Below are 12,725 nucleotides of genomic sequence, written 5' to 3'. Positions count from 1 at the left end.
TTACTCAGTATGAACTAAGGAGGTAGTAATAAAAACCGTATGCTTTATCAGGCTTTAGTTATTTTTTGGCGAGAAACAGCTTTAAGCATTGTACTCAGAGATAGGGATACACCCAAGCACCCTAAAGAGTGTTTCTTAAATCCGCCCTGTGGATGTTCCAATCCAGGAAAAGAGCTTCAATGTGAAGACTGCCCCCATCTGGAAGCTTGTCTATCGCGCTTCAAGAGTACCCGTTCTTCTCGTAGCCTAATTAAACCAGGTGCATCAGCCCATGATTGATATAAAATTTCTAGTTTTCTCATAAAAAAATCTATGCTTATTGTTACAGATAAGCCATTTTATTCAGATGATGGTTAGGAGCTACTTGGAGCTAATATTATAATGAATTATAAATTAATTTAACATAACTTATTTTCAGTGGTGGGTTATTTCTGCCGCGCTGCACTAGGTGTTCACATGGTAGGTGAAGGGGCAATAGAGATTATTCAATGTCTGGCGCTCGCTGTCCGCTTGGGCGTAACCAAGAAAGAATTCGATGCAACGATTGGCATTCACTCTTCCGTTGCCGAAGAGTTTTTCGCTCTCCGATAACCTGAAGTACGTTACTGGAGTTAAAAGATTATTTAGCCGTCAGCAACCTATCGATAGTCTATGTCTATAGGCCTTAGAGCGGATGGATGCAGGGCAAATATCCTGTACTAGAACGTAACGGTTTGATGAAGTTGTATTCCTGATTACAGCGTCACTTAACCTAGACAATTCCTTAGGTACAGGCAGGTTTATTCCTTTGGTAGAAGTTGAGAGAAACAGAAGCTTTTATGCTTCTTAAGAGTGTTCGACATTGAGAAGCATAACCACTCCTTAAGTCCCTAGCACTGCCGAGCAAATTTCAACATCGGTTTCCCTAACCTAAAGGGGTACTGCGTGTTTGTCAAAGAGCTCTTCTCAATTCAGCAGCTCAGTCAGGTGTAAATACCTTTTTTTGTCAGATATCTCAAAACATTTAGAAAATAAAAGCAACCATAACTATGAAATCTTTTGATGTATCCAAACTGGCTTGGGCTGGTGCCTTGGCCATTGGTTTAACCGCTATGCCCTTAACGGGATCTACTTCTGCCCAAACTAGTGGGGGTTCGAGTGGTTCGACTTCCGGCACAGGTACTGGAGCAGCAGGCACAACTTCTGGCACGGGCACGGGCACAAGTACTGGAGCAGCAGGCACAACTCCTGGCACGGGCACGGGCACCAGTACAGGCACAGGCAGTGGTTTAGGCGGTACGACTTCTGGCACGGGCACAGCTACAGGTGTGGGCACAGGTAGTACAACTTTCGGGACAGGCACGAGTACAGGCACAGGCACAGGTACTGGAGCAGGAGGCACAACTTCCGGTACGGACACTAGTACGGGCACAGGCACAGGCAGGGGTTTAAGTGGTACTACTTCTGGCACTGGTGGCACGGGCACTAGTACAGACAGTGGTTTAGGTGATACTACTTCTGGTACGGGTGGCACGGGCACTAGTACAGGCGTAGGCACAGGCAGCACGAATTCCGGTACTGGCATAGGCACAGGCACAGGCACGGGCACAGGCACGAGTACAGGCACAGGCACAGGCACAGGCAGCACTACTTTTGGTACAGGTACGAGTACGGGTGGCACCACTTCCGGCACGGGGGCTGGCACAGGCAGCACCACTTCCGGCACAACTCTATCTCCTGGTAGTACGACTTCCGGCACTACAACGGCTCCAGATGGCTCACCTGCTGGTACCAGCACAGCTCCTGGCGACTCGCTTTCAGGTACCACCACAGCCCCTAGTGGCACGACTTCCGGTACAACTACAGCCCCTAGTGGTACGACTTCCGGTACCACCACAGCCCCTAGTGATACGACTTCAGGTACAAACTCTTACCAAGGCGTTAGCCCTGCTAGCCGAGAGCGCAACTCTAGTTGGGGTTGGCTAGGTTTGCTGGGTCTAATTGGCTTAGCCAATTTGTTCCGTAAGCCCGAAGAAGAAACCGTTACACCGAGATAACCGTAGGGTCAGTGTCGAGAGGAATGGCAGGTCTATCTATGGAGCGCTTGTAAAATTCCCAACCCTCGCTCTTTGTCGTTGACGAAGCTCACTGCATTAGTGAGTGGGGTCACGATTTCCGACCCGATTACCTCAGGCTGGGGGCTGTAATCGAAGCACTGGGGCATCCCAGGATATTGGCGCTAACGGCTACGGCATCACCCGCCGTGCGCGAGGACATCATTGAACGGTTAGGGATGCGTGACCCCCAAGTCATCGTACAGGGATTCGATCGCCCGAATATCTGGCTGGGTGTTAAGCGGTTTGAGGATGAAGCCCAAAAGCAACAAGTCCTACTGAAATGGGCTGTTCGTGCCAAGAAACCGGGTATTGTCTACGTTGCCACTCCTCCTGGGGCCAAGGACTAATCATGCGCTACGAAGGGGATAAGATGGTCATCCTATTCGATGAGGTGGGTTACAAGACTCTTGGAGTTGACTTTGTGAGACGGCGCGGTCTACTCAAACCGACAGACTAAAGCAAGCCAAACCATGTCTAAAAGCATCCAACTTAAGCCTTGAAATATCTACTGAAGGTATGACGTAAGCCAGCCCAGAAATAGCAATCATATACGGGGATAGGGTTGCTGATTATTTATTCAAATATTTCTACCTGGAAAAAGGCTTTTTTTATGTCTCCGCTTCAAGCTAAGAGCCAAGCTAAACGTATACTGGTTGTGGATGATGTAGAGGATAATCTGTTTCTTCTTCAAACAATTTTGACGGAAGAGGGATTTGAGGTTGATGTTGCTAAAAATGGTAAATCAGCGTTAGCCAAAATCGAAGCCACGCCCCCCGATATCGTCTTAATGGATGCCATGATGCCAGGAATGAATGGCTATGAAACCACTCGGCGGATTCGGCAAAATAAAAATCTCCCGTTCATGCCTATTCTACTGATTACAGCCTATCTAGATGCTAATGCAGCTCAAGGATTAGAGTTGGGAGCCAATGACTTCATCCGTAAGCCCATTGAATATGATGAATTAATGGCAAGAATCAAATCTTCTTTGCGGCTTAAAGAAATGATGAATTCTAATCAATAATTTCAATCATTGCCGATTATAAATATTCTTTATAAGAAGAAATTTGGCTTAGGCAAAAGTCAAGTCACCGCTTCAAGTGTTTTGGTACATCTGTGGGCGCGAGTTGCAGTTTCATCTTCCCTGCCGAATACCGGGAGATTTCCAAGGAATCGTTAATCAGGCGAAGTAATTGTCTGCCATTGCGTACTACTCGCTCAATATGTTCCAACGTCGGCAAGTTTTCTCGAACTTCAGCATTCTTTACATTAAGCCTTTTTCTGAAGAATAATTAGCAAAAGTAGCAAGGTAATAGGTAATAGGTAATAGGTAATAGATTACCCATTGTCCATGATTAGGACTTCCCGCCTAAGAGAACCTCTGCTCAACCGGAACGGTTGGTAATGTTCAGCCAGGATTGAGCAAAATGTATAATGTAACACAAAATAATTGGTGAATGGTATTTCTAGATACAGATTTACGGGGATTTTATATCCATTCCTGGGGCTGAAGTTATCCCAAAGCCCTAGGGGTTATCCTGACTTTTGCTAGCTCATTGAAGAGAAGCCATTATGATTCAGTCATCCCGGTATTCTATAGATGTGATCCAAAAACAAGCCCGTCGCCTTGTGGACAGGAATTTGATTAGTCGTCAACAATGCTTATATGTTCTTTGCAAGTATATTCCAACCAATAAATGGGCTAGTGTTGAGTTTGAGTTAGAAGAGCACGCTTTTCTGCTCAGAGATCGGATTGCCGATTTAATCGGCGAGGAAGAATGGCGCAACGATTAAAGGTTAGGTGAAAAGAAGACGAGATTGCCTATGGGTAAATAGGGAGGGTGCAGCTAATTTGGCAAAAATACAAGAGGCGATCGCCCATCAATTCGTGATAAGAATAATCATCAACCTGCGTCTTTAGTACATCATGTCCCGAAAACGATCGCCTTTCGCTTGCCTCGCTCCAATCTTGCCCTTATTTGAGATTCTCAACTTGATGATCTGATAACGCTGAGATAAAGCCTCTAAGCTTTCGCTATCGCTCCTGCTCAGAAACACCTGCTGATCAATCCGAACGGGACATTTTCCTTGTCTGAGGTGGCTTTTGTAGACTTTTCCCCTCCCTCCGTTGACTTGCTGTTGCAGTCAGTAGCCGCTAGTTTCAAAGAGCGTACGATCGCGGTTATTCTCACGGGTGAGGGTAAGGATGGAGCGTTGGGGGCGCAGGCCATTCATAAAATGGGGGTAAGGTGATTGCTCAGGATGAAAGCACCTCCGAGTTCTTCCAAATGCCATCTGCTACGATCCAAACGGGAAAGGTTGATTTTGTCCTGCCCAGCAGTGCGATCGCCTCTACCCTCGTCAACCTAGTGATGTCAAATGTAACCCCCTAAACAGCCTTGAGTCATCCCACAAGAATGATGCAACGATGAGTATATAAAATTCTGTTTCGATTCATTTCTATTAACAATTCGGTGACGATGGCTCAACTTAATACGGCAACAACGTTGTATAAAAATCAGCTACTCAAATGCCCAACCGGAATTCAAGGCTTGGACGAAATCACGGCTGGTGGATTGCCCCTTGGGCGTCCAACGCTCGTTTGTGGCACAGCCGGTTGTGGCAAGACTTTAATGGGAATGGAATTTCTGATCCGCGGCGCACTTGAGTATGATGAACCAGGTGTGTTCATGGCGTTTGAAGAAACGGCGGAAGAACTAACCCAAAATGTTGCTTCCTTGGGTTGGGATTTAGAGCAGCTTACGGCTGAAGAAAAAATTTCCATTGACTACGTTCACATTGACCCAAACGAGATTGAAGAAACCGGCGAATATAATCTTGAAGCTTTATTCATTCGCCTGGGCTATGCCATTGATACCATCAAAGCCAAACGTGTGGTTTTAGATACCATTGAAGTCCTGTTTGCCGGTCTATCCAACGCCTCCCTTGTGCGGGCAGAACTACGGCGGTTGTTTCGCTGGCTGAAAACCAAAGGCGTGACAGCAATCATCACGGGGGAAAAGGGCGAGAACTCCCTCACCCGTCATGGCTTAGAGGAATATGTGTCTGATTGTGTGATCCGGTTGGAGCAGCGTATCCAGGACGAAGTGTCAACCCGACGCTTGCAAATTGTCAAGTATCGAGGTTCAGCTCACAGCTCGAATGAATATCCATTTTTAATTGATCAAAACGGGATTTCCGTTTTACCCATTACCTCGGTGGGATTAGATCATGACATATCCACAGAACGGATCTCAACCGGCATTGAGCGCCTCGACACCATGCTGGGGGGGAAAGGATATTTCCGAGGGAGCAGTATTCTGATCACAGGTACGGCTGGAACTGGCAAAAGCACCCTTGCCGCTCATTTTGCCCAAGCAACTTGCCAACGGGGGGAACGCTGCCTTTATTTAGCGTTCGAGGAAGCGCCGCAACAGATTCTGCGGAATATGAGCTCGATTGGTCTGGATTTGGAGCCATTCCTCAACCAAGGACTCCTGCGCTTCCAAGCGACACGCCCTACGGCTTATGGTTTAGAACTGCACCTGGCGAAAATCCACCGTTGGATCAGCGAGCTTCAACCTTCTGTCGTGATTATTGACCCAATGAGTAATCTACATCTGGGGGGTAACATGACACAAGCCAAAGGCTTTCTTTTCCGCCTGATTGATTTTCTCAAATCTCAGCAAATTACGGTTCTGTTTACTAATTTAACTCCGGGAGGTAGTGCCCTTGAGCATACAGACATGGGAGTTTCATCCTTAATGGATACCTGGCTGGAGGTGCGTATTCAAGAAGGGAATGGGGAGCGCAATCGAGTGTTGTTTGTTCTCAAATCGCGCGGGATGGAACACTCGAATCAGATGCGTGAGTTTCGCTTGACTCCGCAGGGAATAGAGTTGTTTGATGTTTATTTAGGCTCAGAAAAGGTACTAACAGGTGCTGCACGAGCGATTCAAGAGGCCAAAGAAAAAGCCGCTAGCTTGAATCGTCAACAGGAGTTTGAACGGAAGCGACGTGAGTTGGAACGAAAGAAAGCGATCGCCCAATCTCAGATTGCCGCTTTGCAGGCTCAGATTGAGACAGAGGCAGAAGAGTTGGAAGTGATGATTCAGCAAGAGGAAGTGCAGCAGAACCTTTCACTCCAAGACCGAACAACCATCGCGCAACTGCGTAAAGCCGATCAGGCTGACGATCTTTTTCGTTAAAGCGAGAAGGGGACAGCAAACATGAAAATTTTATCTGAGTGTAACTGACCTCACACTCATCCGGAAAAGCGTTCAAGGAGGACAGCAGGGGAATGCAAGAGAATAGCGAGCAGATAGAAGCAGAAATTTGGGAATTACGGCTGTATGTAGCTGGACAAACCCCTAAATCGATTAAGGCGTTTTCTAACCTTAAAAAAATCTGTGAAGAATACCTTCACGGTCAATATCGAATTGAAGTGATTGACCTTATGGAAAATCCCAAGCTGGCTAAACAAGACCAAATTGTTGCTCTTCCCACATTGGTACGAAAACTTCCTGAACCCATCAAGAAAATCATTGGAGATTTATCAAACGAAGAGAAACTTTTGCTAGGTTTTAATGTTCAAAAAATAGAGGGATGGACAAATCCTTCAAAGAAGGAAACATAAATGATGGGGAAAGACATTGCAATCAGCTTTTGTGTCATTATACTCCTACTCAGAAAACTGAGTTTATCAGGGAGCTACTCATCTCTCAAGGTTTAAATACCTTTTTTCTAAAATTAGTTCCAATTACCAATCATGGTAAAAGCAGACCAATAGTAAGGATGAGATAGGTTAATATTCTGACGAACTCCAAGCTCGGAGGAAAGGGGTAACAGCTTTTCCTCATCAAGTTGTAACTGTTGTTCTTCAAGTCGCACTTGCCCTTTAATCATAGCTAATTGAGCCTGTTGCAGGGCTTCACTTTTTATCGGTGCAGTCTTTAACTGCTCATAAAACTTAGTCATTAGTGCTAAAGAGCCTTCATCACTGACATACCAAAGGCTACCCAATGCCGTTTTTACACCCGTTTGAATCGTTAAACCCGCAAATCCTAATTCAGCTTCCTTATCTCCTAAGGCTGTTCTACACGCGCTCAACACCATCAACTCTACTTTTGGGTCTTGCTGCCATTGCAATTTCTGCGATAATTCCCGTAATTCATCGAACCTGAGTTTGGCATTCCAAAACTGAATATAAGAGTTATGAATTGCTCCGGGTTTAAATTCTGCATGGGTTGCAATATGGATAATTCCAAAGCGGTCTTGATTACTCAAAGCTTGGAAGTTATCAATTGTTGATTGTTCATTCAACAATTTTTGACCCGACCAAAGATTGTTAGTCAAAAGTGAGACTTCTGTTGCTACAGCAGGTAAGGGAGCCTTTCCTTGTGTGCTTTTTGATATTCCGACTGCCAACATTGACTTATTTAAAATAGGAAAATAGCGAGTATCGGTTAGGCTAAAACTAGGAATAATCGAGACACTATACTTTTCAATGAGAAACTGTCTACCATCATAAAGAGCAGCTACGGGGATAGAGCGTAAGCCAGAATCCATGGACAAAATTAAAGCATCTATATTATTCGTTTCTAGTGTGGATTCCAAAGGAGCAATAATCCACTGATAGAGTTTTTGGGCAGAATATTTATATCCATTCAATTTGTCACGATTGGTGACTTCGGAACGGAATTCTTGCGCTGTTTTTCTCAGCAGCTCACTGTTTGCTTCTGGGATAATTGTACGAATAGGTGGATTGTTAGCAAGAATTAATATAAGTTGCAGTTGATCTTTGAGAGAAACCACATAAAGGACGGCAGATTTTTTACCTCTTTGGCGATGAAGATCATCTAAAATTTGAGAAATTTCTTGAGCCGTAGCGACCTCGCCGAAGAAGTTGATGCCGAGATGTTGCCCAAATTCTACAGTTTGCGCTTCTTCAAAAAGATTAAGGGCTTCGTTAATTCCAGCAGCTTCAAAGTTGCTATCAAAGGTTTTGCGGTCAATTTTTACTTCTCTATTATTTGCAGAGCTATTATTATTGTTGTTGTTATTGTTATTATCCTTATTAATGGGAATAAGGATTTCTTGCGGATCATTCCCCGTAGTATCCGATTGGTTCATAAATTCTTGAGGATCGGGGCCTGTTGTATCCGATTGATTGCCAGTTTGAGCCTGAACCGATTTTAGGGAAATTACCAAAAACAAAACTAATGAAAAAATAATGAGCAGAGAACGAGCGGACTTCATAAAAACTAGCTCTAGTAAAATTAGAGTTGACGCTGAACAAGATTTCTCTTTAATCCAAAACTTGCAATAAAGCCAGTCATCACTAATCAAAAAGAAATCCCATAACCAATACCCAAAATAAATCGACTACCATCCCCTGCCTTCCCTGTAATATCCGTTATGGCTGGGGTAACCACTAAGGGAACATCGCGAAAAGGAGCAATAGATAATCCGAGGGTTAAATCTTGACCTGACCATTCTGCGATCGCACTGATCGGTTCAGCCACTCGTACTGCTACACTACCAAAAACCCCAACAGAAGTGCGATCCTCGTTAATATCTAATTCTGAACGAAATTGCCCACTGCCCACACCAGCAGAAACAAAAATTTGGCTAAACGGCTGTTGTACATCCTCTTGCAAAATAAACCTTTTAGTCACAACCCCATAATACCCAGTCCCACTATCCGTGGCACCAAATCGAATCAGATTCTTGACCCCCACAGCCACAGCAAAATCTTCAGGAAGACGGCGATGTAACTTGAGGCTAACACTACCATCTTGAGCCGTATTTCCGATCAAATCTACAAAGGTCAAACCGAGATCTAACCCCACAGTTTTTTGGGCATCTCCCAAACCCAAGCCAATTCCCACTACTCCATCTGATGTTCTGGTAAAGCGAGTCCGAGATTGTAATCCCACACCGATAGAAGCACTGCCCCAGGATTGTCCATAAGCTGAAGGAGTGAGGATAGAAATACCAGGAGATGAAGCCGCTTTACGAGTATTAGGTTGCACAGATTCCAACGGTAAATTTTGGGGTACAAACGGCTGTTCATCAGGTCTAGAGGGTTCTGTATCTAACCGAGGTTTAGTACCCCCTTGAACTAGAGATTGAGCGATGAGCGAGGTTCCAATAATCGACTGAGCTAGTGCCGCAGATATAGACTGTAAATCTTGAATATCAGTTGTAGGAACAGGCGATTGATCCGGATGAATCAGGGGGCTGGGTAGAGACGTTTCCTGGGGAATAGGGAATGGCGACAGTTGAGCATCGCTATCACTAATTTGAAAAACTATAGCTGGAGGGAATACAGCTAAAGAGTCAATCATAAATATTTAAAAGTTTTTCTGGCGTCCTAGTATTATCCTTCAAGAATATGGCAACGATTGGATATTTACTTGATCATCAGCCAAAAATCCTGACTTGTTGGGTAAAAATCAAGCCTATGTCTAGAAGTCAGCTCAGCCATCGTCAACTGTTATGGGGGGATGCTCTCTTTTTTGGCTTTCTCATGTGGCTACTTAGTCGATTGGTGATTGCTGTAACAATGTTAGTGATTGCCCCCTCGCTACCGGCTCCACCGGGAGGTATTGTGCCTACGGCTGATTGGAGTGTCTTCTCTTACTCGGACAGTCCCAGGTACGAGACAATTGCCACGGGGGGTTATGAATACGGTAGTGATGCCCAGGAAAAGTACAACATTGTATTTTTTCCTCTCTTTCCCATGCTCGCCCGTGCCGTGATGATGTTGGGGTTACCCTTCGACGCCGCAGGTACCCTCGTCAATAATCTCGCTTTCTTGGGTGCTTTGGTGGTTCTTTACCGTTGGGTTGAGGAGCACCATGGTAAAAGCATTGCTCGGTGGGTAACTGGAGTCTTAGCTTGGTGTCCGATGTCTTTTTTTGGGAGTGTGGTTTACACCGAAGGCCTGTTTCTGTTGTTCAGTACCGCTGCTTTAAGAGCTTTTGAACAGCAGCATTATACCTGGGCAACTCTGTGGGGTGCGATCGCCACAGCATCCCGCGTCACGGCGGCAGCGCTAATTCCCACGTTTGTGATTGTGGCATGGAGAGAATGTCGTCCGATACAAGCCTACATAACCAGTGTGTTTGCACTCAGCGGACTGCTTCTATTTATCTTGTATTGCGGGGTTCATTTTGGAGACCCCTTAGCCTTCGTTCATGCTCAACAAGCATGGCGAGACACTGTGGGAATTAATTGGAAAGATTGGCGTAGAGACTTGATTAGAATGATGATTGGCATGACCAATTTAGAGCAGCGCTGGATTGTAGAACCCTGGCATCCGTTACTCTTTTTGATCATTATGGTGAGCGCCTATTTCCTGTGGCGCTTTCGCAAAACGTTGAGTTCTACCATCGTTTTTTATGGCGCTTGCACTATCTGGTTTGGATTATGGCTGCTCGATGGTGATGCGTTGATTCTTTTTGTTTCAGTCTTCGGTGGTGCTTACCTGTTATGGCACTTACGCTCTCAACTGGAACTCATCGTCCTCACCTATGGCTTTTCCTCCCTAGCATTAATCATGGCTTCTGGCGGTGCAGCGTCTGCTCAGCGTTACGCGTATGGTATCGTTTCACTGTCGATCGCGCTGGGTGTGCTACTCGAACGCTATCCTCGTTGGGGATACGCCACAATGGTCTTTTTTGCGATCGCACTGGTCAACTTTGCATTGCGATTTTCCCAGCATATATGGGTCGCTTAGACTCAGGTTAATATCACTACATTTTTATGCGGAATGGGTCGTTATCACGGTCAGGTAAGTTTTGAGACGTTTTCACATCCAAAAAGTTTACTGAATCGGTCTTTTCTGCTAGATTTAAAATTAAGGTATTATTCTCTTTACCAACGAAAGATAAAGTTATTGAAAGGCTTGCTGGACTGATATCAATCCATTAGTGATTTGAATCACTCCAGAAAAATCCTTCAGTCACTTAGAACTCATTACGACTATCACCTCCCTCAATCTAGAGAATCACAGCTTCTTTCCCGCCAAGACTTGATACTAAATAGAAAGAAGAGAACATAACGAGAACAGGCGTCATGTCTACGATTCGTGAGATTGTTTATCAGGTGCTTCAATCCGGATATCTAACCGTAGAAACCGAAGAGCAACTGCGACAAATGTTTGCGGTTCGGTACGACCTAGATGATATTGAAGCTTTAACTCGACTGCAACAAGCCACTACCTATGGTCGAGTCAAGCAACAGTCCCGTGAATTAATTCACTGCTAAAGGGCAACCCTAAAACAGCCGTGTAGGGTGCATTGCAACGCACCCTACAAGTAGAGTTTCCTTAAAACTAATCTCTTTCTTCTGAGTGAGGCAAAAAGCTTAAGAACTACATAACCTAAAAATTACGTTCCTTACTGACTTTCACGTTTCAAGAATTCGCTTTTATTGACAACAATAATTATAAAAATAAACCAAAAGGAAATCAAATGGACATAACAAATCTCCCTGAAAGACGAGTGGCGATTCTGATCGATCAAAACTTTGAAGATTGTGAGTTTCAAATCCCTTACAAAGCTTTACAGCAAGCTGGGGCACAAGTCGTTGTATTGGGTTCCAGAATGAATGAAAAATACGAAGGGAAGCAAGGACAAGTCTCGATTAAACCTGATGGGACGGTAACAGAAGCCCGTCCTGAAGACTTTGATGCTGTCGTGATTCCTGGTGGCATGGCTCCTGATACCATGCGTAACAACCCCAACGCTGTGAAGTTTATCCAAAAAGCGATGGAACTACGTAAGTTGGTTGCCGCTGTTTGTCATGGTCCCCAGATGCTCATTGAAGGCGATTTACTCAAGGGCAAAAATGCCACTGGCTTTGTCTCAATTCGCAAGGATATGATCAATGCTGGTGCTAACTACCTGGATGAACCGTTGGTAGTAGATGGAAACTTAATTACTTCACGGCAACCGGGCGACTTAGCCATTTTTACAACAGCAATCCTAACTCGCTTAGGGCTGGGCATTCCTGAACAAGCCATGCCGGATGAAAGTGATGCGAGTGCTCAATGGTGGCAGTTAGCCCAAGAGTGGGGCGGTAATCATAAAAGTGAAATCGTTGATGCTCTCAATACGGCACTCACAGGGGAACGCTATACTCGAAAAGCGTTTGAATTGTATGCCGAGAAAACGGCTGATAGCCAATTGCGATCGCTTCTGCATGAGATGATCGAAAACAAGCAGCGTCATATCCAAATACTAGAAAAACGCCTGAGTGATTTGGATGCATCTCAGTCGATTTCTGCCTCTGCGGCTGATATCTATGCCAGCATTCAAGACGCGTTACACTCCACGGATGACATGGCTATCTTGCGACGCACATTAGGCGACATCCAAACAGGTGTGGTTGATTCCTACAACCTCCGTAAACAATATACTGACCCCCATTCAACAGCTATCTTTGCAGAGATTGAGGCTGACTTGGCTCAGTATGAGCAGCGTTTAGCTCAACTTTATCACGCCAAAATTGGTACCCAATCCGCTCAACCGGCTAGGCCAACAACGGGTGCGGCTGTCACCAGTTAAACTTAACAAGCAACAAACATGGCTGATGGAAAATTTTATTACTCTATCCGCCATC

11 protein-coding genes and 3 pseudogenes are annotated in these 12,725 nt (G+C 45.1%); 11 read left to right on the top strand and 3 right to left on the bottom strand.

What is annotated here, in order from left to right:
- The first annotated feature begins 417 nt into the window (after window positions 1–417).
- The 4 genes and pseudogenes from MIC7113_RS35115 (at window position 418) to MIC7113_RS28095 (ending at window position 3,120) form a co-directional block, all read left to right on the top strand.
- Window positions 418–591: a hypothetical protein gene (locus MIC7113_RS35115; RefSeq protein WP_390464323.1), complete on the top strand. Its 174-nt coding sequence runs from the start codon at window positions 418–420 to the stop codon at window positions 589–591.
- A 437-nt stretch (window positions 592–1,028) separates the two neighbouring features.
- Entirely contained in the window at window positions 1,029–2,036 is a 1,008-nt protein-coding gene (locus MIC7113_RS28100; protein WP_015185585.1) for a WGxxGxxG-CTERM domain-containing protein, read from the top strand.
- 56 nt (window positions 2,037–2,092) lie between these two features.
- A pseudogene (locus MIC7113_RS39120) lies at window positions 2,093–2,437 on the top strand (DEAD/DEAH box helicase); the annotation flags it as partial.
- A 269-nt stretch (window positions 2,438–2,706) separates the two neighbouring features.
- Window positions 2,707–3,120 (top strand): response regulator, encoded by a 414-nt coding sequence (locus MIC7113_RS28095; protein WP_015185584.1) that lies wholly within the window; start codon window positions 2,707–2,709, stop codon window positions 3,118–3,120.
- Window positions 3,121–3,205: 85 nt separating this feature from the next.
- Here the strand turns inward: MIC7113_RS28095 and MIC7113_RS39115 are convergent.
- A pseudogene (locus MIC7113_RS39115) lies at window positions 3,206–3,334 on the bottom strand (sensor histidine kinase); the annotation flags it as partial.
- Between the two features lie 334 nt (window positions 3,335–3,668).
- On the opposite strand from MIC7113_RS39115, the gene MIC7113_RS28090 reads away from it, so the two are divergent.
- The 4 genes and pseudogenes from MIC7113_RS28090 (at window position 3,669) to MIC7113_RS28075 (ending at window position 6,732) form a co-directional block, all read left to right on the top strand.
- Entirely contained in the window at window positions 3,669–3,890 is a 222-nt protein-coding gene (locus tag MIC7113_RS28090) for a DUF4327 family protein (protein ID WP_015185583.1), read from the top strand.
- Window positions 3,891–4,184: 294 nt separating this feature from the next.
- Window positions 4,185–4,489 (top strand): annotated as a pseudogene (locus MIC7113_RS39355) (chemotaxis protein CheB).
- Between the two features lie 87 nt (window positions 4,490–4,576).
- Entirely contained in the window at window positions 4,577–6,304 is a 1,728-nt protein-coding gene (kaiC, locus tag MIC7113_RS28080) for a circadian clock protein KaiC (protein WP_015185582.1), read from the top strand.
- Window positions 6,305–6,396: 92 nt separating this feature from the next.
- Window positions 6,397–6,732 carry a circadian clock KaiB family protein gene (locus MIC7113_RS28075; RefSeq protein WP_015185581.1) on the top strand — a complete coding sequence of 112 codons (336 nt, stop codon included), beginning with the start codon at window positions 6,397–6,399 and terminating at the stop codon, window positions 6,730–6,732.
- Window positions 6,733–6,845: 113 nt separating this feature from the next.
- Here the strand turns inward: MIC7113_RS28075 and MIC7113_RS28070 are convergent, their stop codons facing one another.
- Window positions 6,846–8,228 (bottom strand): CHAT domain-containing protein, encoded by a 1,383-nt coding sequence (locus tag MIC7113_RS28070; RefSeq protein WP_216596345.1) that lies wholly within the window; start codon window positions 8,226–8,228, stop codon window positions 6,846–6,848.
- Window positions 8,229–8,440: 212 nt separating this feature from the next.
- The gene (locus tag MIC7113_RS28065; RefSeq protein ID WP_015185579.1) at window positions 8,441–9,445 is read right to left on the bottom strand and encodes a hypothetical protein; all 1,005 of its coding nucleotides are present in this window, start codon (window positions 9,443–9,445) and stop codon (window positions 8,441–8,443) included.
- 116 nt (window positions 9,446–9,561) lie between these two features.
- On the opposite strand from MIC7113_RS28065, the gene MIC7113_RS28060 reads away from it, so the two are divergent.
- The 3 genes from MIC7113_RS28060 to MIC7113_RS28050 all read left to right on the top strand — a co-directional run bounded on the left by MIC7113_RS28060 (window position 9,562) and on the right by MIC7113_RS28050 (window position 12,670).
- Window positions 9,562–10,839 carry a membrane protein gene (locus MIC7113_RS28060; RefSeq protein ID WP_041781363.1) on the top strand — a complete coding sequence of 426 codons (1,278 nt, stop codon included), beginning with the start codon at window positions 9,562–9,564 and terminating at the stop codon, window positions 10,837–10,839.
- Between the two features lie 338 nt (window positions 10,840–11,177).
- Window positions 11,178–11,369 carry a hypothetical protein gene (locus MIC7113_RS28055; RefSeq protein ID WP_015185577.1) on the top strand — a complete coding sequence of 64 codons (192 nt, stop codon included), beginning with the start codon at window positions 11,178–11,180 and terminating at the stop codon, window positions 11,367–11,369.
- A 206-nt stretch (window positions 11,370–11,575) separates the two neighbouring features.
- On the top strand, window positions 11,576–12,670 hold the full coding sequence (locus MIC7113_RS28050; protein ID WP_015185576.1) for a DJ-1/PfpI/YhbO family deglycase/protease: 1,095 nt from the start codon (window positions 11,576–11,578) through the stop codon (window positions 12,668–12,670).
- Window positions 12,671–12,725 lie beyond the last annotated feature (55 nt).

Origin of the sequence: Allocoleopsis franciscana PCC 7113 (assembly GCF_000317515.1) — a bacterium.
Taxonomy (GTDB): Bacteria; Cyanobacteriota; Cyanobacteriia; order Cyanobacteriales; family Coleofasciculaceae; genus Allocoleopsis; species Allocoleopsis franciscana.
The sequence above is the reverse complement of the archived record's forward strand: the minus strand, read 5'-3'. Positions and strand labels throughout refer to the sequence as shown.